General features: G+C 56.6%; 17 protein-coding genes. 4 read left to right on the forward strand and 13 right to left on the reverse strand.

The window, feature by feature from the left end:
• Nucleotide 1 precedes the first annotated feature (1 nt).
• The 7 genes from hisH to SPITH_RS08410 form a co-directional block, all read right to left on the reverse strand.
• Nucleotides 2-616, reverse strand: a complete 615-nt coding sequence (gene hisH, locus SPITH_RS08380; RefSeq protein WP_014625232.1) for an imidazole glycerol phosphate synthase subunit HisH — start codon at nt 614-616, stop codon at nt 2-4.
• A 97-nt stretch (nt 617-713) separates the two neighbouring features.
• The gene (locus SPITH_RS08385; protein ID WP_014625233.1) at nt 714-1,532 is read right to left on the reverse strand and encodes a hypothetical protein; all 819 of its coding nucleotides are present in this window, start codon (nt 1,530-1,532) and stop codon (nt 714-716) included.
• Nucleotides 1,533-1,534: 2 nt separating this feature from the next.
• Nucleotides 1,535-4,681, reverse strand: a complete 3,147-nt coding sequence (gene ileS / locus SPITH_RS08390) for an isoleucine--tRNA ligase (RefSeq protein WP_014625234.1) — start codon at nt 4,679-4,681, stop codon at nt 1,535-1,537.
• A gap of 276 nt (nt 4,682-4,957) precedes the next feature.
• Entirely contained in the window at nt 4,958-5,731 is a 774-nt protein-coding gene (locus SPITH_RS08395; RefSeq protein ID WP_014625235.1) for an SDR family NAD(P)-dependent oxidoreductase, read from the reverse strand.
• Between the two features lie 71 nt (nt 5,732-5,802).
• Nucleotides 5,803-6,558 carry a GntR family transcriptional regulator gene (locus tag SPITH_RS08400; RefSeq protein WP_155816540.1) on the reverse strand — a complete coding sequence of 252 codons (756 nt, stop codon included), beginning with the start codon at nt 6,556-6,558 and terminating at the stop codon, nt 5,803-5,805.
• Between the two features lie 9 nt (nt 6,559-6,567).
• A complete protein-coding gene (locus tag SPITH_RS11815) occupies nt 6,568-7,548 on the reverse strand; it encodes a Gfo/Idh/MocA family protein (protein ID WP_014625237.1) in 981 nt (326 codons plus the stop codon).
• 27 nt (nt 7,549-7,575) lie between these two features.
• Entirely contained in the window at nt 7,576-8,853 is a 1,278-nt protein-coding gene (locus SPITH_RS08410; RefSeq protein WP_014625238.1) for a TRAP transporter large permease, read from the reverse strand.
• Between the two features lie 123 nt (nt 8,854-8,976).
• Here SPITH_RS08410 and SPITH_RS11820 point away from each other — a divergent pair, with 123 nt between their 5' ends.
• Entirely contained in the window at nt 8,977-9,837 is an 861-nt protein-coding gene (locus SPITH_RS11820; protein WP_014625239.1) for an IS1595 family transposase, read from the forward strand.
• Here SPITH_RS11820 and SPITH_RS08420 read toward each other — a convergent pair.
• Entirely contained in the window at nt 9,803-10,333 is a 531-nt protein-coding gene (locus SPITH_RS08420; RefSeq protein ID WP_041624077.1) for a TRAP transporter small permease, read from the reverse strand. The two genes, SPITH_RS11820 and SPITH_RS08420, sit on opposite strands and share 35 nt — an antisense overlap.
• Before the next feature lie 9 nt (nt 10,334-10,342).
• Nucleotides 10,343-11,428, reverse strand: a complete 1,086-nt coding sequence (locus SPITH_RS08425) for a TRAP transporter substrate-binding protein (protein ID WP_014625241.1) — start codon at nt 11,426-11,428, stop codon at nt 10,343-10,345.
• Between the two features lie 130 nt (nt 11,429-11,558).
• On the opposite strand from SPITH_RS08425, the gene SPITH_RS08430 reads away from it, so the two are divergent.
• Both SPITH_RS08430 and SPITH_RS12815 read left to right on the forward strand, forming a co-directional pair.
• A complete protein-coding gene (locus SPITH_RS08430; protein ID WP_014625242.1) occupies nt 11,559-12,368 on the forward strand; it encodes a CDP-alcohol phosphatidyltransferase family protein in 810 nt (269 codons plus the stop codon).
• A gap of 21 nt (nt 12,369-12,389) precedes the next feature.
• Nucleotides 12,390-12,524, forward strand: a complete 135-nt coding sequence (locus SPITH_RS12815; protein WP_281047816.1) for a hypothetical protein — start codon at nt 12,390-12,392, stop codon at nt 12,522-12,524.
• A 15-nt stretch (nt 12,525-12,539) separates the two neighbouring features.
• Here SPITH_RS12815 and SPITH_RS08435 read toward each other — a convergent pair whose 3' ends face one another.
• The 4 genes from SPITH_RS08435 to SPITH_RS08450 all read right to left on the reverse strand — a co-directional run bounded on the left by SPITH_RS08435 (nt 12,540) and on the right by SPITH_RS08450 (nt 18,817).
• The gene (locus SPITH_RS08435; protein WP_014625243.1) at nt 12,540-12,995 is read right to left on the reverse strand and encodes a GNAT family N-acetyltransferase; all 456 of its coding nucleotides are present in this window, start codon (nt 12,993-12,995) and stop codon (nt 12,540-12,542) included.
• 124 nt (nt 12,996-13,119) lie between these two features.
• The gene (locus SPITH_RS08440) at nt 13,120-16,110 is read right to left on the reverse strand and encodes a glucodextranase DOMON-like domain-containing protein (RefSeq protein ID WP_245523367.1); all 2,991 of its coding nucleotides are present in this window, start codon (nt 16,108-16,110) and stop codon (nt 13,120-13,122) included.
• A 94-nt stretch (nt 16,111-16,204) separates the two neighbouring features.
• Nucleotides 16,205-16,759, reverse strand: coding sequence for a hypothetical protein (locus SPITH_RS08445; RefSeq protein ID WP_245523368.1), 555 nt, complete (start codon nt 16,757-16,759; stop codon nt 16,205-16,207).
• A gap of 54 nt (nt 16,760-16,813) precedes the next feature.
• Entirely contained in the window at nt 16,814-18,817 is a 2,004-nt protein-coding gene (locus SPITH_RS08450) for a glycogen-binding domain-containing protein (protein ID WP_041624078.1), read from the reverse strand.
• Nucleotides 18,818-19,185: 368 nt separating this feature from the next.
• Between SPITH_RS08450 and SPITH_RS08455 the strand changes: the two genes are divergently transcribed.
• Nucleotides 19,186-20,499: an alpha-amylase C-terminal beta-sheet domain-containing protein gene (locus SPITH_RS08455; RefSeq protein ID WP_014625247.1), complete on the forward strand. Its 1,314-nt coding sequence runs from the start codon at nt 19,186-19,188 to the stop codon at nt 20,497-20,499.
• The last annotated feature ends 14 nt before the right edge of the window (nt 20,500-20,513 follow it).

Raw genomic sequence — 20,513 nt, forward strand, 5'->3', positions numbered from 1 at the left:
CCTAGAGACTGAAAAAGTTCTCGAGGAGCCTGAGCCCGTAGGGACCCGACTTCTCAGGGTGAAACTGCACGGCGAAGAGATTATCCTTTGCGAACGCCGAGGCGAAGCGCACGCCGTACTCCGTGGTGGCCACGATGGATTCCTTCTCCTCCGGGACGGGATAGTAGGAATGCACGAAGTAGAACGATGCACCGGAGGGGATACCCTCGAAGAGCGGATGCGGTTTCACCTGTTCCACCCCGTTCCACCCCATGTGCGGCACCTTGAGCCCGGGTAGGGAGGGGAATCGCACCACGCGCCCCCTGAGGAAGCCCAGCGTATCGGTCTCCCGCTCTTCGGAGAACTCGAGCACCAGCTGGCACCCTATGCAGATTCCCAGGAAGGGACCCCCCCGCTCCACCACCTCCCGCAACGCCTCATCCAGCCCCCGCTCCCTCAACACCCCCATACACGCCCTCGCCTCCCCCACCCCCGGCACCACCACCCGGCCCGCGCGCCGCACCACCTCCGGATCCCCGCTCACCACGTACCGCACGCCCAGAGCCGAGAGGGCCGTCTCCACCGACCTCAGGTTCCCGGCCTCGTAATCCACCACCACCACGTCGACATCCCGCATCAGGCATACCTCCTCGTACATCTCGTACTCCCGCGGAGCGTGCGCCCCACGCCCCACAGCCCCACAGCCCCACAGCCCCACGGCCCCACGGCCCGCCCTACTCCCCCCAGCCGAACCACCCCGCCAACGCCCGCTCCAGCTCCCCCTGCGACACCACCGGCAACCGCACCCCCAACGCCCCCCCCTCCTCCGTGAACTCCAACGCGTTCCACGTATCGAGAAAATCCCTCTCGAAGACCGCCGCGAACATCCCGGGAAGCACCAGGCGGAGGAGCGCACGCACACCCCGTGCCGACACCCCCTCCCCGTACTCCCACCGCATCCCGTGCTCCCACACACCCTCCTCCTCCACCCCCCACCAGCGCACCCGCTCCATCCCCGCGAGCGTCCCCACCACCGGCACCGCCCCCGCATCCCACACCACCTCCGCATCCCGTGTCGGCCAGGCGAACACCTCCCGCACCTCGCGCCACCTCACCCCCTCCCACCCCTGCTCCGCATACCCCACCGCCGCCCGCCCCACCAGCACCACCCCCCCGCCGTCCTTCCCCTCGAACCACTCCACCTCACCCACCCCGGGATAGTCCAGCACCCCCCCCCTCTCCCACCCCTCGACCCCGAGCCCCAACCTCCACAACGTCCCCGGAAACCCTCCCACGCACCACACGAACCACCCCCCATCGCCCCTCACCAGGAACACCTCCCTGCTCCGTCCCAACACCTCCCGCACCACCTCCCCCGCACCCATCCTCTCCACGAACCACCCCGCCAACGCCCTTCCCCCCGGCCTCGTCACATCCACCCGCACCGACGCACCCCCTTCGGGCACGTACACCCGTTCGAGCACCGCAGGCCCGGTGGCACACCCGGCGAAGACCAGCACGAAGAGGAGACCCCAACCTGCCCGCCTGTGCATCCCTACTCCTCCACCCGCTCCACCACGAGCCCGCACTCCGCATCACCGCAGGCCACCCGCTCGAGCCCCTGCCCATCATCCCTCGGGACGAGCGCCACCGCGAGGGTCTCGTTCATCACATACTCCTTGAAGGCCTCGATCGCCTCCGCGAGGTCGTCCGGCACCTGGTAGTGGAGCCGGATCCGATCGGTCACCTCGAGCCCCTTCTCCTTCCGAAAGTTCTGCACCACACGCACGAAATCCCGTACCAACCCCTCGCGGACGAGCTCCGCAGAGAGCTCGGTATCGAGCGCCACCGTGAGCGACCCCTCGTTGAGCACCTTCAGCCCCGCCTTCTCGATCCGCTGCACCACGATCCCCTCACTCGTGAGCTCGAGCCGCTCGCCGTCGAGGTCGAGCACCAAGGTGGCCCCGTCGAGCAACCCCTTTATCTCCTCCATCGAGAGCGCCTCGATACGCCGAGCCGCCTTCTTCATGAGCGGCCCGAGCCGCTTTCCGAGCACCGGATAGTTGGGCTTGGCCCGGTATTCCACCACATCGTCCTCGTTCTCGCGGTAGACCACCTGCTTCACGTTCAGCTCTTCGCGGACGATGTCCTCCATCTCCATGAGGACCCTCCGCTCGTGCTCGTCCCTCGTCACCAGGTAGATCGTCCTGAGCGGCTGACGCGTCTTGATGTTGTGCTCGCTCCGGAGGGCCCTGCCCAGACTCACCGCCCGCCGCACGATCCGCATCTTCTCCTCGAGCACCGTATCCCTGCGCCGCTCGTCCACCTCGGGCCAGTCGCAGAGGTGGACCGATTCGGGCATCTCCTCGGTGCGGAGGTTCCGGTAGATCTCCTCGGTGATGAACGGGACAATCGGCGCCGCCACCTTCACCAGGGTCATGAGCACGGTCCAGAGCGTGGCATACGCCTCCCGCTTGTCCGCATCGCTCTCCGACTTCCAGAACCGGCGACGCGACCTGCGGATGTACCAGTTGTTGAGGCTGTCGATGAACGCCACGATCGGGTCGATGGCCCGCACCAGATCGTAGCGGTCCATCTCCTCGGTCACCGTGAGCACCAGACGCTGCGCCTCCGAGAGGATCCAGCGATCGAGCGGATGGGCCGGATCCTCCGGCGGAGCGGTGGGCCGGATACCGTCTATGTTCGCGTACGTCACGAAGAACGCATACGCATTCCAGAGAGGGATGAGCACGTTCTTGAGCACCTCGCGCACCCCCTCATCGGAGTAGCGCAGCTCCTCGGCCCGCACCACCGCCGAATGCATGAGGAAGAGCCTGAGCGCATCCGCCCCGAAGGTCTCGATGACATCCTTGGGATCGGTGTAGTTCCGCTCGGACTTGCTCATCTTCTTCCCGTCGGCCGCGAGCACCAGTCCGGTGGTGATGTTGTTGAGGAACGGCGGCTCGTCGAAGAGCGCCGTGGAGAGCACGAGGAGGGTGTAGAACCAGCCCCTCGTCTGGTCGATCCCCTCGCAGACGAAGTCGGCCGGGAAGTGGCGTTCGAACTTCTCCTTGTTCTCGAACGGATAGTGATTCTGCGCATACGGCATGGCCCCCGACTCGAACCAGCAGTCGAGTACCTCGGGGATCCTGCGCATGGTCCCCCCACACGACGGACACGGATAGGTGATCTTGTCCACGAAATGCTTGTGCAGGTCCTCGGGCCACACCCCGCTCTTCTCCTTAAGCTCCTGACGCGAACCGATACACTCGGTGTGACCGCACGCCTCACATCGCCATATCGGGAGCGGATTCCCCCAGTAGCGGTTCCGCGAGATGGCCCAGTCGCGCGCGTTCTCGAGCCACTTGCCGAACCTACCGTGCTTGATATGGGAGGGCATCCAGTAGATCTTCTCGTTGTTCGCGATCATTCTCTCCTTTATCTTCTCCACGGCGACGAACCACGAGGAGATCGCCCGGTAGATGAGCGGCGACTTACACCGCCAGCAGTGCGGGTAGGCGTGGAGGTACTGCTCACGCTTGACGAGCTTCCCCTCCTCCTTGAGCCGCCGGATGATCTCCTTGTCGGCATCCTTCACGAAGAGCCCCTCGTAGTCGCCCACCTCTCCGGTGAATCGACCCTCGGCATCCACCGGACAGACCACCGGGAGCCCCGAATCCTTGAGGAGATGGTAGTCGTCTTCGCCGAATCCGGGCGCAATGTGGACGATGCCGGTACCCTCCTCCGTGGTCACGAACTCGCCCGTCCAGGTACGGAAGGCACCCTGGTCGGCCAGATCCGCGAAATAGGGGAAGAGCGGCTCGTAGGGGATCCCCACCGCATCCTTGCCCGTGAAGGTCTCCACGATCTCGTACTCGTCCTCGCTCCGGTAGTAGGTCGACAGACGCTCCTTCGCGAGCACGTAGTACTCCTCACCATCCTTCACCCGCACGTACTCGATGTCGGGGCCCAGGGCGAGGGCGAGATTGGAGGGAAGGGTCCAGGGCGTGGTGGTCCAGGCGAGGATGTAGGTATCCTTCCATCCCTTCGGGTTGTCGTCCTTCACGCGGAACCGCACGGTGATGGCGGGATCGTGCACGTCCTGATACCCGCCCAGATTGAGCTCGTGGTTGGAGAGCACGGTGGAACACCGCGGACAATACGGAAGGATGTAGTACCCCTCGTAGAGGAGCCCCTTCTCCCACAGCTGCTTCATCACCCACCAGATCGTCTCCATGTAGTCCGGGTCCATGGTCTTGTAGTCGTTGTCGAAGTCGACCCAGCGACCCATCCGGGTGACGATCTGGCGCCACTCCTTCACGTACCTCAAGACGATGGAGCGACACGCCTCGTTGAAGCGCGCCACGCCGTACTCCTCGATCTGGCGTTTCCCCGAGATCCCCAGCTCCTTCTCCATCTCGTACTCAACAGGGAGACCGTGGCAGTCCCATCCGAAACGACGCTCCACCTTGTAGCCCCGCATCGTCTTGTACCGGGGAAAGATATCCTTCACGGTACCCGGAACGAAGTGCCCGAAGTGGGGAAGCCCTGTGGCGAACGGAGGACCGTCGTAGAACACATACTCCTCCGCTCCCGCACGCCGGGCGATGGACTTCTCGAAGATACCATGCTCCTGCCAGAACGCGAGGATGTCCTCTTCCATCTTGGGGAACGATACTTTGGGATCGACAGGCTTGTACAAGGCGCGCCTCCGTGAGAGTCCAGGATCTTTCTCTGTGGTATCGAAAAGATACCCAATTTTATGGATCCGAAAAAGCCCCTGTCAAGGCGCACCTCTATTAGGTACTGTACCATTGAGTGCAAAAAAGCAGGGAGAGAGAGACGGATCTTCCCCCCTCCTGCTCCCGCTTAGCATAGCACACATGAATTCACTCAATCTCTTCCTCCCCTTCAGCGACACGCACTCCTCGGTGATCCAAATGCCCGGCCCTTTTGACTATTCTATTTCCCTATTTCCTCACAGTGCCGCTAAAATCCCCCCATCCACATAAATAATCTGCCCATTGATGAAGTTTCCCGCATCACTGGCGAGGAGAAGAAGCGCCCCCACCAACTCCTTTGGATCCCCCCACCGTCGGGCAGGAGTTCTGTTTATGAGCCAGTCATTGAATGAGGGATCTTCCGCCAGAGATTTTGTCATCTCCGTGATGAAGTATCCTGGACCGATCCCATTGACTTGAATATTGTACTGAGCCCACTCCACGCACATGGATCCCATCAGCATCCGTACTCCCCCTTTTGCAGCAGCGTACGGCCCTGTAGTGGGACGACCCAGCTCAGACATCAAGGAGCAGATGAAGATGACCTTTCCCCGCTGTCGCTGAATCATACCCCGGGCCACTTTTCGAGTCACCAGAAAGGCTCCAGTCAAGTTCGTAGCGAGTACCTCGTCCCAGATTTCATCCGTCACTTCGTGTAGTGGAGCTCGTCGCTGGATACCCGCATTATTCACGAGAATGTCAATGGGTCCTATCTCTGACTCGATTCGTTCGACGGCAGTATCTATTTCATGGCGTTTCGTGATATCAAAGGCATATCCGCAAGCATCATACCCTTCACTAAGGAACTCCTCTACTGCTCTTTCCAGCTTCTTCGGATCTCTCCCATTGAGCACCACTCGGGCTCCAGCGGAAGCCAACCCCCTAGAAAGCATCTTCCCCAGTCCCTGACTGGATCCAGTCACAAGAGCCACACGACCATCAAGACGGAAAAGACTATGTACATCCATCATATGAACCTCACTACGCATGGTTTTTCAAAATGTTGTAAAAGTGCACCAGAGAAAAACTTTTCCATCGTTACTCATTCAAGGGATTTAAACATCTCACCTCTGATCATGTTCTGTTTACACGTTATGAGATGTCGGCGAAGCACTTCTATGCACTGTTCCGAGTTTTCGGATAGATACTGGAAGAGAGATCTATGATCGTTGTGCACCTGCTCCAAGTCTGGGGTTACCCCTGCAGCGAACGTCAGTGCAATATTCAAGTGGAGGAGCGCGTACCGATGACTATTCACCACATACTCATTACCCGTAAGAACACAGATTTCTCGATGAAAGAGCTGATCGTACTTCACGTATTCTCTCATTTGATCAGAATCGTACCATCCTGGAACACATTGCTCCATCCTTTCCAGATACTCCTTCATGTTCTCCAGATCTTTTGGCCTAACAGTCCGGTAGATCTTATCCAGAGAGGCGATCTCTAAGATAGACCGAAGCTCGAAGGCATTCAGCATGCTTTCCTGTGTAGGGATTCTGACGTAGCATTTGCTTTGCGGCCGCACCACCACGAGACCTTCGCTCTCTAGCCTCTTGATAGCATCCCTGACCGGCATGGGGCTCACCTGCAATTCCTCGGCAATCTGCTTGATGTTTAGAGAATCCCCATACCGGATAGATCCCTCAATGATTCTTTCAGTGATCAGATCATAGATCCGATCACTGAGACGGATAGACCCTAACTGTTTTTCACTCCAGCCATTTTTGATGGAGGTTTTGCTGTTCACTGCGCTACTCCCAGGATAGATCATATTCTCAACAAGTCGAATGATCAACAGTACCACCTACAGGGTAACGGGTTCACCCTTCGCATCCGACTCAAGCACTGCATCCAGCACCTGCATGGTCTTCAGGATTTCTCTCCCGGACGCAAGGGGTTCTCGCTTTTCCTCGATGGCTTGGATGAACTCTGAAAGCTGGTTCGTGTACAGGCTCGGAATCTGCTCCTCTTCCAAGACCTTTTCTCCATTCACCTCGAGCTTGTAGGAGAATCCGTACACCTTGTTGGTGGGGTACTCATACAATCGTAACGAACCCTTATCCCCAACCCACACCAATTCATGGAGGTATGGCTCTGTATTAAGTGAAAGATGAATGGAAGCGAGTCCCGAGTCGAATTCCAGCAGAATGTCGGATTCATCTTCTCCGCCAAAGGCTGGATTGATCCGTTTCGACACAGAAAACACCTTCCTAGGCAGTGTGCCAAGTAACCACACAACTGTATCAATCGAGTGACTCCCCTGTAGCAGGATGATCAGATGTCCCGCCTTCCTCTTGTCTGTCCACCATGGCGTAGCAGGAGCTGGGAATTTGACAAGAAAACTGACATCCAGTCTAAACGGTCCCCCTATTTGTGTCCTCGCCTTTCGAGCCTCCTGAATCGCACGTGAGAACCTACGGCTTTGTCCTACCATCAGGGCAACCTCTTTCTTTTCTGCTGCCTCAACCATCTTGCGAGCTTCAGCCAAGTTCATTGCCATTGGTTTTTCGACCAGGACATGTTTTCCAGCTTCCGCGGCCCGAACAGCTGACTCACAATGCAGATGGTTTGGCAAGCAAATGATAACTGCTTCCACATTCGGATCTTTGAAGAAAGAGTCATAGTCGGTATAAACTTTCTTCGCCTGAAACTCCCCTCCCACGCTCCGGGCTCGATCTTCATTCACATCGCAGACCGCCTCCAATATCACACGATCCGATAGATTCTGGATGGCTTCCAGGTGAGCTCTCGCCACTCTCCCTAGTCCTAACACTCCAATACGCATAGCAATGTTCCTCCCTACAAAGTAGTTTTATTTCACCACCAGGTTTGGAATAAACATCACCAGTGAAGGTATATAGGTAATCAGCAATAACACAACAATGGAGGCAAAAATGAATGGAAGACATGATAGTACAAGACGCTCCACAGATACCCCTGCAATGGGAGCAGAAACAAAGAGGCATACCCCCAATGGAGGAGTCACCAATCCGATATTGAGCGCCACCACCATCATTACCCCAAAGTGAACAGGATCAAGCCCTATGCTCTGGGCGAGAGGGAGCAGCACAGGGGTAAGCAATATGACGGAGGCAAGAGTTTCCATGAAGGTACCAACTATCAGGAAAAGAATATTTATGAGCAAGAGTAACAAGAAACGATTGTTTGTAATATGAATGAAAACCTGTGCCACTTTATCGGGAACATCCTCTGCGGAAAGAATCCAGCCGAACAGGTGGGCAAAGGCGAGAATAAACAATATCGTTGCAGTGACCAGCGCCGTTTCGTATAAGGAGTGAAACAATTTCTTCAGATTCAATTCCCGAAACACAAAAAAGCCCACCACCACTGCATACAGCACGGAGACTCCCGCAGCCTCTGTTGGAGTGAATATTCCGGATAATATTCCTCCGAGTAGGATCACCGGCATCAGCAATGCGAGAATGGCGTCCTTCAAACCTCGAGTTATACCGGCAAAAGAAATATTCCTCGCCTTGACAGGAACATCATGCTTTTTGCTATATACGTATGCGACAATTAACTGTGCTATGCCGATGAGTATCCCGGGGATAATCCCTCCTAGAAATAACTTCGCAATAGAGACCCCCGCACTCGCTCCATAAATCACCATGGCAATGCTTGGAGGAATTGTAGGACCGATGATAGAGGCTACGGCTGTCACTGCTCCGCTATACTCAGCCGAATATCCCTCTTTCTTCATCGCAGGAATCATGATGGCTCCAATAGCTGCGGCATCCGCCGCTCCTGCCCCTGTGATACCTGCAAAGAAAAGACTCGCCACGATAGTGATATAGGCTAATCCACCCCGGATATGGCCCAGGATCATGTTAAAGAAATCCACCAGCCGTCGGGTAATCCCCGACTCGTTCATGAGCTTCCCTGCTAAGATAAACATAGGTACAGAGAGAATGAGATAATTGGTAACACTCACATAGAACCTCTGGGCTAAAAGAACCAGAGGCATTCCCTCTCTCAGGATGTATACTAAACTACTGATTCCGATAACAAAGGCAATAGGAATCCCTAGCAGGAGAAGGATGATAAATACGATGAACATAACCCTTGTCATAACAGCTCCTCATTCACTACGCCTTTGAGGTTTCTCCTCTTTTGAATTACTTAAGGTGATTACCATTTTTGAGCCACCTGTGGTATAATGTGGTATAATACCGAAGAGAGAGGTGGCACGGATATGGACGTCGTAAGTCTTTCAACACTTGCAAGCGATAGAGAGAAAACGGTCTCCTATCTGAGAGAGAAAGGACTCCTCGTCACGTACACCCGGTGTCCCTTCTGTGGAAGTGAGCATATAGGCGAGGTGAGACGAGAGAAGTACAAGTGCTACCAGTGCAGGAAAGAGTGGAGCATACGACGAGGGAGCATCTTCGAGGGGATGAAGCTCTCCTGGGAGAAGATCCTGTGGGCAATGAAGCTCTTTGAGATGGAAGTTACCGCCCACAAGGCGGCTTTGCAGTTACGGCTCTCCTATGAGGTGACGCTGAGGCTCTACACATTGTTTCGGAAGGCGATATGGGTCCACACCCAGAAGGAGGGGAAGAGCCTGCTCGAAGGTGAAGTAGAGATGGACGAAAGTTATTTTGGAGGAAAGAGAAAGGGGAAGAGGGGGAGAGGGGCGGCAGGGAAGATTCCTGTGTTTGGGATTCTTGAGCGAGGGGGAAAAGTGCAGGTGGAAGTGGTGGAGCAGGTAAGTGCGGAGGAGCTTGTACGACTGGCAGTGGCCAAAGTGAAGCGGGGATCGCTTGTGTATACCGACCGGTTCAAGAGCTATGATGGGCTTGTGAGCTATGGATTCAGGCACAAGCGGATTGATCACGGGAAGCGATTTGCGAATGGGAAAGTGTACATCAATGGGATAGAGGGGTTTTGGAGTTATGCGAAAGGGCGGCTGCTCCAGCATCACGGGGTGAGTGTAGAACGTTTTCCGCTGTACTTGAAAGAATTGGAGTGGCGGTATAATCATAGGGAGGAGGATCTATTCGAGCTTCTGCTGGATGTGCTTAGAGAATACTCTCAGGTGGCAGATAATAGATAATCACCTTACTTAAAAACAAGTCCAGGAGTCTTAGAAACAAAAAGAGAAGTACTAACAAGAAACCAAGCTGGAAGACTGTATAAACAAGACTCATCGGTATCGCCAGAGCCGGCGTTATCGTTTTCGTGATTACAGCTTTTCTCACCAGTTCTTCTGAAGCCACTACACAAAACACGAGAAAGACCAGAATAAGTATTGCGGAAAGTAATGACACCACCTTCTGGATCGAGGTTGGCCATATCGAGATAAAAAACTCTACTTTTGTAAACATGTGCTTCCTAATCGCCGGAGCAGCCGCCAAAAGAACGGTTAAAACAAGGAGCAGTTCAGGCAACTCCGTGGACCAGGGAAGGGAAGTCTTGAGTATGTAACGGGAAATCACACCGACATTAATGATGAGTGCGATACCACCTAGAGTAAATGTTGCTATGATACGGAGGATCTCCTCTAGGAGATCCCCCGCTTTTTGCACAAACCCTAAAATCTTCATGGCCATCTCTCCGGTTTAGTAATTAGCGTACCAGTCTCCCTCCACTATACCCTTGGACGTTGCCCTGATTTTAGCAATCATTTCCCGGGCCCAACTCGCAAGTTCAGGATCTTGTTGCTCGAGTTTGTTAAAGAAATTCTCATATACCGGAGCCGTAGCTTCAATGAAAGAAGTGAGGTCATCGACTGTTGTGACCTCTAGCCCTTTCGCTTTCATCTCCTCGATGGCGGCCCCTCCTTTCTCCAGCGCATCCCGATCCATCACCTGTTTCCAGGTATCTACCGCCTTCAGTACGGCTTCCTGCTGACTCTTAGACATCTTATCAAAAGTCTCCTTGCTCATCAGAAGGATGCCCCCATTGGAGACCACAGGCAAGATCACAAGATACTTCTGCACTTCATAGAAACGATTACCCAGCAACGCCAGTGGCCCATTCTCGCACCCATCCACGACCTTCGTCTGCAAAGCAGTGTACAGCTCTCCAAAAGCTAGAGGTACTGGATCTGACCCAAGAGCCTTATACGCCTCCATATGTTCGGGCACCTGCATAGTTCGAATCTTCAACCCTTTAAAATCATCTATGCTCTTAATGGGGCGCACATTATTCATAGGAAGTCGGAAATCAGGAGCAGCAATAGCAAGCACTTTGAGTCCGATACGTTCTCCTTCCTTCTGAGCTCTCTCCAACAGTTCCTTCCCAACAGGTCCATTCATCACTGCCATCCAGTGCTTCGGCCCTGTAAACAGGAACGGAAGATTGAGAATCTGGATCGAAGGTACAAATGTTCCTGTGACACCAATAGAGGATGCCTGAAAATCAATCGCCCCAAGCTGTAATGCCTCTGTCACGTCCCGTTCGCCACCAAGTTGCCCTTGAGGATACAATTTAATCTTCACCATTCCATTGGTAAGCCGCTCAACTTCTTCAGCAAATGCGAGACCTGCTGTGTGGTAGAAATAAGCCGGCACATTGGAATGGGCATACCGAAGCTCCATTACAGACTCTTCCTCTGGTGACGATTCATTCGTACCACCAGCGTACACCTGTAATGGGAACAAAACCATGGAAAGCAGCATCAGTAACACCGTGTACCGTTTCATACCCGTCCTCCTATAGGTGATATATTAATATATCAGTTATAGTATAACACAAAATCCTCCTTGTCAACCGAAAAATTTCTGAACTCTTCGTTTGTTGACAGCCCGCGGGGTGCTGGGTAGAGTAGACCCGATGAAAAAAGAGACGTACATTCCCATCGCCCACATCTGTGGCACGGTACTCTTCCTGGGCCTCATCCAGTGGCTCGGTATGCTCCTCGTGCTCTGGCTCTACGACATCGGATTCGACGACCGCATCCTCCTCTACTACATCCTCTCGGTGCTCTTCCACCTCATGCTCGCCGGATTCCTCATCATCCAGCGGAAGGACTTCTACAATCTCTCCCACCGACGCTTCCTCCTTCGGATCAATATTCCCAACTACCTCAGCCTCTTCAGGATAAGCTCAATGCCCACCCTCGCCATCCTCCTGGTGATCACGTGGGACTATCCCTCCCTCGCCGTGCTGGTGGTGGTCTTCACGGCCCTCGTCTTCCTCTCCGACCTGCTCGACGGCTTCATCGCCCGCAGGACCGGGGAAATCACCAAGATAGGGACATACCTCGACAGCATGAGCGACTACACCGTGCTCATGGTGATCTCCATCGTGTTCTACACCTACCGCCTCATTCCCATGTGGTTCCTCTGGGTGGTCCTTATACGTCTCTTCACCCAGGGCCTCGGCATGGGGATCATCCTGCTCATCAAGGGAAAGGTGAAGGTGGAGACATCGCTCCTCTCCAAGACGAGCATCTTCGCCATCATGGTGGTCTACGGACTCCACATCCTCAACCTCTTCATCTCCTCACGACTCCTCTCAAGGACCATCCTTCCCGCCGTGGACGTGGCCGCGAGTGTCATCCTCGCCGCCTCGCTCGCCGAGAAGCTCGTCAAACTCTGGCAGTACGCCCACGAGGAGGAACCGGTGCTTCCGCAAGAGTGAGTCTTCCCTCACTTCCCTAAGGTGGTATTCGCTCGCTTCATTCCCACCCCCCTCGCCACCGAGTATGTCGCAGGGGCGGTACTCCTGGGTGCAGCCCAACGCGAGATGGCCGACTATATCCGAGAGAGGGATTTCTTGAAGACCGCGATACGATAGTCATGCTCAGGAAACTCACCGAGGCAGGTATATCCATTCCTCCGAATAGAATGCCCTGAGGATCTCGTTGCCGGCCCAGCAGTCCAACCGTATCTCCTCGACCCCTTGATCGAAGAGGAACTCCTCGATGCGCTCGAGCACCTCAGAGCCGAGGCCCTTCCCGAACCACTTCTTGCCGAGCGCGAACCTGTAGAGATACACAGCCCCATCTCTGAAATCCGTCTCATCCGGCGGCCAGTAGTATTTTCTCCGGCGTATGGAGAACGTGGCGAGGATCCGGTCTCCTCTCCTTACCGCGTGCACCTCACCCGCCCGGATTTCGTCCAGCAACACCGCCCTGTCGGTGGGGCTCCGCCATTGCGGTATCCCCTTCTCCAGAAGGAATGAAGAGACCCCGTCGAGAAGATCGGCTATCCGATGAAGATCGGAATCTCGTGCCTGGAATATCTCATACCCCGCAGCACGTTCCATCAATTGTCATCCTACACGAGGACTTTCTAACCGTCAACATCGGATGTCCGGAAACGCATCGGAGAAAGGGAAAGGCGCCTTCAAGGCGCCTTTCCCGTATACCTACGTGCTGTACGGAACCTCTTTATTGCGCAGGCCTCTCCACGGTGTAGGCCTGTACCCTGCCCCTGGAGAGCTGTTCCTCCTGGGAGGGCGTCCCGTCCCACACCAGGTCGATCACCCGCGTGGGGGTATCTCCTTGCGCGCCGCCGAAACGCCACTGGGCCGCCTCGGCCTGTACGTCGCGCACCCTCCTCACCCCGGCCGAGGGGAAGCCGTCCTGGCTGAGGACGCACGCAGCCACGCGGAAGGACCGCGCATCCCTGAGGATGCGCTTGGGCACGCGGATGGAGACCTTCCCGGCACCCGCCTGGACGAGCACCTGGGGCTTCACCTCGGTGGACTCCACGAACCCCGACTCGGGATCGTTAGGATCGGCCGGCACGAGCACCTTCTGGTTCCACCCCTCCACCCAGACGGCATAGTCCCACAGGAAGTCGCCTTCTGTGGTGAGGTTCCGCCCCTCGAGGAAGTTCGCCGCCCCCTCTCCCGGGACCACGTCGAGGTACACGTCGAAGGTCTGGAGCGAGAGCCCTATGGGCGAGTTCCACGGATTGGCGATGGGGCTCGCCATGCGGAAGGTGAAGATGAGATCCTCAACCCCCTCCGCCACCGAGAACTCCACCACGTCGAAGGAACCCGGGGCGAACACCGGATCGAGGGGATAGGTGTAGGAACCCGGTCCGTGGTCATCGCCCTCAGGGTCGGCCACATCGAGGAGGGTCGTGGTCTGCCCCGTATCGGGGAGCACCGCGCGGACGTGGCCGTCCTGGGGAAGGGCATCCCTCGTCCCCTCAGGCCCCACGAGGAAGGTCTTGATCCTCACCTCCTGGCCTGTCTCCATGGGAGGGAGTCCCACATAGGGAAGGAGGATTTCCAGGTTCCGCCCCGCCCGTGCCGCCAGAGCCGCGTACTTCACCTTCTCCCAGCCCTTCTTCTCATCGGCCTGGTACCATGCGAGGGCTGTACCGTCGTACAACAAGGCGTGGGACGCGGGGAATCCCACGGCATGCTTCCCGTCGAGCCTGAACACAGAGGTCACGGGGGATCCCGGAAGCTGGAAGTACACCTCCATGCTCGCATCCGTGAAGATGGTGTCCCACGGATTCCGCGAGGTATAGGCGAGCACGAGCCCTTCCTTGCTCACCCCATACCGCACCTCGGAGAGCTCTGCATGGGCGGCCGCCTGGACACCACCCGGCTTCACGTACCTCCCCGCCCCCTTCCATTCGGCTGCTTCAATCCTTCCGTCAATCGCAGGCTCTATCGCAGTCTCGAGGCTCGCGCTCTCCATGACGGGCCGCTCGGCGATCACGGGCACCTCGAGGAGAGCCGGCACCGGATCGCCCAGGGTCTCATAGACCCGCTCGAGGAGGGTCCTGAAGGCGTGGTCGAAGTACTCGTCCACCCCCGAATCCTGGTCAGCACCGTACCACCAGAACCAGTCCGAGCCCTCCGCGAGGTACATGTAGTCCAGGGCCTTCTCCAGCACCTCCGGCGGCGCCTCCCGGTAGTGGTACATGTCGTACTTCGCGAGATGGGCGCGCACCATTCCCAGGAGGTTCCAGGCCCTGTTCTCCTCCTCCTCGCCTATCCACGTGCTGAAGTCGGGGGTGAACCAGCAGCCGGGCCAGAGATCCTCGATGGTCTCCTGCTCGGGGAACCGCCTGAGGAACTCGGAGGGGGTGATGGTCTTCACCCATGGCGTCTCGGAGAGCCTGCGGTAGAGCTCGTGGAAGAAGTCTTTTCCGTCGTTCTTGTAGTGTTCCCACGCATTTTCGCCGTCGAGGATGATCGAGACGAGATACGGGCCCTTCCCCCCCTTGCCCTTGAGCTTCTGCCTGATACGGGAGAGCCTGTTGAACAGGTCGTCCACCGCGGCCTTGCCGCTCATCCCCGAATACTCGAACCCGACCAGATCCGAGAGCCTGTTGTCCCGGAAGACGACGGCCACCTTCTCGCCCTTCGGCCCCTTCACATAGTAGGGCCGGTAGAGGAGATCGGCCTGCTCCACCGTATCATTCGCATCCCTCGTGAACCCCTCCAGTCCCAGCGACTTGGCGAGGACCTGCTCGCCGGAGGCCATCCAGGAGAACCCCGCCCTCGCGACGAGAGGCACGATCTCCTGGGAGACAGACCCCTCGGCGGGCCAGAGCCCCACGGGTTCTCTCCCGAAGTGGGCCTTGTAGACCTCGCGGGCCTTCTCGAGGTGGGCGATCGCATCGTTGGGATAGGAGAAGTGCTCAGGCATGGGTGAGCCCGGATCGTTCTTCTCCATGATCTTCGTGGAGTAGATGAGCGGGAGGATGGGGTGGGCGTAGGGCGTGGTGATCACCTCGATCTGCCCCCGCGCCATGAGCTTCTTGTGTACGGGCACCACCTCCTCGAGGATGCGGGAGATCTCATCGAAGAGGACCTTCTTGTCTTCTTCCGAGAAGTTCCGGCCTTTGGCCACGAGCGAGGCGAGCGGCTCCTGTGCCCTCAGATCGGGATCGCACCAGGCGAGCTGGAACCACACCTGGAGGTCCCTGAAGTCCTGCTCGGTGAAGAGATCGATCGCCCGATCGATGCTTCCCGCCGCATCCCGCTTCTTCATGAGCTCCCAGTAGCGGGGGAAGGGGCGAATGAGGTTGTCGTGGTTGGCGTCGAAGAACCGCTCAAGGATGAACCGCTTCTCCTCCCTGGTGATCTGGGAGGCCGGCTTTTCCCCAAGGACCCAGTACGTGTCCTTCGCCCCTGCGATGAAGTCGTCGAGCTGGCGAAGGAGCACAGGGGTGAGGTTGAAGGTGACATGGACGTCGGGATACTGCTCAAGTATGGCGGCCATGTCGTAGTAGTCCTTGGTGGCATGTACCCTCACCCACGGGCGGGAGTATACATCCTCCTCCTTGTAGTAGAGGGGCTGGTGCTGATGCCACACGAGGTTCACGTAGAGCACATCCTCCTCGGCCTTACCCCCTGCCCATAGCCCCAAGAGGGGAATGAGGAGGAACAAGGCGAGGAGAGTCGATCTCATGCTATACCGCATACACACTCCTCTTGATCATGGTATTCCTATGAAATAAAGAACACAGTGGGGAGCGACGCCCCCCACTGTGTCAGGAGGGAACTCACAGGTCCTGAGCAAGCGCACAATTGATCGTAATGCGGACCTTGTGGCCTGTGGGAATATCACCGAAGTCGAGGAAGAAGTTGCCGTCCTTCCCCTCCTTTGCGTCATCCCAACACCCGACCTTCCTGTCCCAGGTGCCGGCCTCGAACACAGCGAAGGAGACATCGACATCGGCGGTGACCCAGGATCCCCTCCCCCAGTTCTCGAACCCGGAGGAGGGCATCACCGCAAAGGTGTAGGTGGCCGTACCTCCACTCAGGGTGAAGGTGAGGTTGTCTCTCGAGGTTCCCCACATGTCCCCGGAATCATAGTAGGTGGCGGCCCCATTCTCGATCTTTCCCAGGATCTGACCTGCGAGCGCGAGCTCGGTCTCTCCGGGCCAGAGGGCGTTCTCGATCACCAATTCCACCTCGTAGCCGCCCTGGAGATCGACGCTGCTGGGACCCAAGTCCTCTATGGTGGCCTGGACCTCACTGTTGGGGATCCAGTAGACGTCCGCGGTGAGCAGATTGTGCAGGTCGCCCTCACAGGAGGCGAGGATGGCTATACTCATAGTCACGGCACATAGTATTCCTATTGTCCGTTTCATGGTTACCCCCTCATGACATTAGAAATCCCATCTCAGTCCACACACAAACCTGGCGCTTCCCCCGGTTGCCAGGTTGGAGGGACGATACTCGTCAAGATTGAAGACCTCATCCTTTCCATCCTTCCCATAAGGATGGAAGTTGTATTCTATGTTGGCGAAAATCACAGGATTTTTGAGAGAAGAGGACGGGACGGCCCAACTCGCTCCCATGGTCATGCCGAAGGGTACGAGCGTGGGATCGTCCTCTTCCTTGAGATTGGTGCGCAAGATGAGACCTGTGGTAAGCCCCACCTGCCGGGAAAGTGATGCATCGATGAGGAGACTGTTGTAGAGCACCTCGGCAGGGTACTTCTTTTCGAGTATGTCATACTCGCCGTATTCCAGGGCCAGGGCATAGTAGACATCCAATCCAGGAAGGAACTCAGCGAGATTCCTGAGTGAGGTCTTGGTTCCCACATCCATGAGCTTGAAGCCGAGATCGTTGTCCTCACCAATGAAGTCCGTCTGCATCCGTGTGTAAAGCGAGGTCGTGAAGGGCATACCTGCCCACCGGGAGAGATCAGCATCGATCTGTGGCTTGTAGTAGAAGGACTTGTTCTCTTCACCGATCTTATCGAACTCGTGTGCGAAGGTAGCGTTCGCAGTGAGTGAAAACTTTACGGGCTGTATCTGCACCCACGGAGAGAGCTCGAGAAACAGATTTCCCGGCTTCACGGTATCGTCATCTCCATAGATGGTGGTTGCCTGAGGACCTGCGATTTTCGTGGTGAGGCTCACCCCGAAGGTATCGCGCTGGTACGATCCTTCAAGCCCCCATGCCATACTGTCATCGGTCAGGTCCTGGAATTCCTTGTCCAGCACCTGGTAGGAGAGGAGGTATGCTGCCTTGAGGGAGAGGCCTTCGAGAGGCTCGGCCCCTATTCCCATCGAGAACATACCCCTGTGGTTCCTGGTGTAATTGAAGAGACGCTCCTCCTCCGTCACGGAGTTGAAGGCGAGATCGAGTGTGTAAGCATCGTCGTAGGTGGTGGTGAACCAACTGTACACCCCATCCGTCCCCAGACGCTTATTGGGAGCCACCACGACATCGAGGCTCACCCGATCTCCGATCGATGAGAGCTTCTCACCGAGAGAGAGCTCGGTGAACCCGGCGTTCGCATCGTTGTCGTCGGCATTGGAGGTATTGAAGAGAAAGACGTGTTCCGTCCCCTTCGACCACTTGTAGCCCGTATAGATGTTCACATAGGGATTGGTGATGCGGACTTTGAAATGACCGAGCACCGGCGAGGTGTCATTGAGCCATGCGTCAGCAGGATGGAAGGCCGACTCCAGCACATCCTCCAGGCCCTCTTTGAAAGGCACCTCGGGTTCTTCCCCTTTCACCGTACTCGCCTTGTAGAGATACTTGCTCGCTTCGGCCACCTGCAGCTCGGCATAGATGTTCCATCCGGGCAGGATGTCGCCCTGGAGCTTCCAGTAGGAGCTCGCATAGAGCAGGGAGTAGTCGAGCTCGAACCCGCTCTTCTCTCCGGTGGCGAGATCCCTCGTGAGGAAACCCGTGTCGCTTCGCAGAATCGTCCAGGTACCGAAGGTCACAGGCGACATGGTGGGCAGCTTCACCTTGGGGGCAGCCCCACCCTCTTCAGTCTGGGCTTCCTGGCTGATGAGGAGCATGAGGTTGAGGTAACTGTTCTTTCCCCCGAAACCGTCGTCCTTAAAATCGGGGGCAGTCTCATCGGTGACCCACGTTCCGTCCACCACGAACTTGTACTGGATCGTGTCGTTGATGGAGAACTGACGCGTATACGTCCACCGTCCTCCATCCTCCTTTGTCATGAGGGTGGCCTGAGGATCCCAGGAGTTGAACGTACCCGCGATATACACCTCCTGGGCATCGGGGTCTTCATAGACCCAGGTGACGGTGACCGTCTGTCCATCCTCCTCCAGTGTCCAGGAGACCTCTGCCGCAAGAGGTAGGACCAGTACGGCAAGAAGAAAGGTTGTCAAGACGACTCTTCTCATAACGACCTCCTCATAGGTCATATATCGCCCTCACCGAGGGCATCGTTTTCACTATAAAGGCAAAATGATAGTAAACGATTTTTATAGTTATTTGTTTTTAAAAAAACGATATAATCGTTCATCATATCTTCATCCGCTCCCAAATTGGAAGAAAATCAGTCGATATTGGCCACCATGCTGTGCAATCGCTTGCATTATTATACCACCACCCCGCTGTGAGCGCAAGAAAAATTTTAAGAATTTTATTTGCTTTAAAAACAAGAGGTTATATAGAAGGCCATCCTTCAGTACTTTCTAAAGTAATAAATTTGACAGAAGCGAAAACAGGGTGTACCATTGCTTTGCAAACGATTTAACAGGAGGATGCCATGAGACGAGACAGACGCGATCTCCGGCTCCCTCTCCTCTTCCTCATCATACTCATCACGGGGTGCCCCACCCACTACGATGAAGAGGGAGGAGAGGTGTCCCGCGCGGCCTACTTCGGTTCGCGTGCCGACGTCATGCTCCAGGGATTCCACTGGGAATCCCATCAAAGCTCCATTCCCTGGTGGGATGTGATAGCCCAGAACGCCGATACCATCGCCTCGGCAGGCTTCACGGTAGTCTGGCTTCCCCCTCCCTCCGATGCGGCATCGGATGAGGGCTACCTTCCCAGGGAGTGGTACAACCTCTCTTCCTCTTATGGGGAGCAGTCTCAACTCACCTCGGCAATCAGCGCCCTCCACGACAGGGGGGTGAAGGTACTCGCCGACGTCGTGGTGAACCACCGTGTCGGGACCTACGACTGGGCCGATTTTTCCGACCCCGCTTTCGATGACAACGCCCGGGCAGTCACCAGTGACGACGAGTGGGGATACGGAACCGGAAACCCCGACACCGGAGACGGCTACTCGGCGGCAAGGGATCTCGACCACACCTACTACGACGTACAGGATGAGATCATCTACTGGCTCTCCTGGCTCAAGGCCGGCATGGGATTCGACGGGTGGCGCTACGACTACGTGCGGGGATACGCCGGGTACTACGTGGGAATCTACAACGACGCCACCAGCCCCTACCTTTCGGTGGGGGAACTCTGGCCCGATATCACGGGCGACTACTATGCCTCGGGAGATGCGGTGAACTACCACCGGCAGAGGCTCATGGACTGGATCGACGCCACAGGCGGGAAGTCCATGGCCTTCGATTTCACCACCAAGTGGCAACTCCAGCTCGCCGTGGAGCGGAGCGAGTACTGGCGCCTCGTCGACTCCCAGGGGAAGCCCATAGGTGCGATCGGATGGTGGCCCCAGATGTCGGTCACGTTTATCGATAATCACGATACCGGTCCCTCTCCCGGCGGTGGGCAGAACCACTGGCCCTTCCCGTCCGACAAGGTGGAAGAGGGATACGCCTACATCCTCACCCATCCCGGTGTTCCCTGCGTGTACTGGCCCCACTTCTTCGACTGGGGGAGCGATCTCAGGAACAAGATCAGCACCCTCATCCGGATAAGGCGTGAAAAGGGTATCACTTCCACGAGTTCGATCGACGTGCTCGCCGCCGACTCGGGGAAGTACGTGGCCCGTATAGACGATGTACTCATCGTGAAGATAGGGCCGGATCTGTCCTACAACCCCTCTTCGGAGTGGACCCTCACCGCCTACGGGAACGACTGGGCCGTGTGGACAAAAGAGTAGAGAATCATTAGATT

Origin of the sequence: Spirochaeta thermophila DSM 6578, from assembly GCF_000184345.1 — a bacterium.
Lineage (GTDB): Bacteria > Spirochaetota > Spirochaetia > Winmispirales > Winmispiraceae > Winmispira > Winmispira thermophila.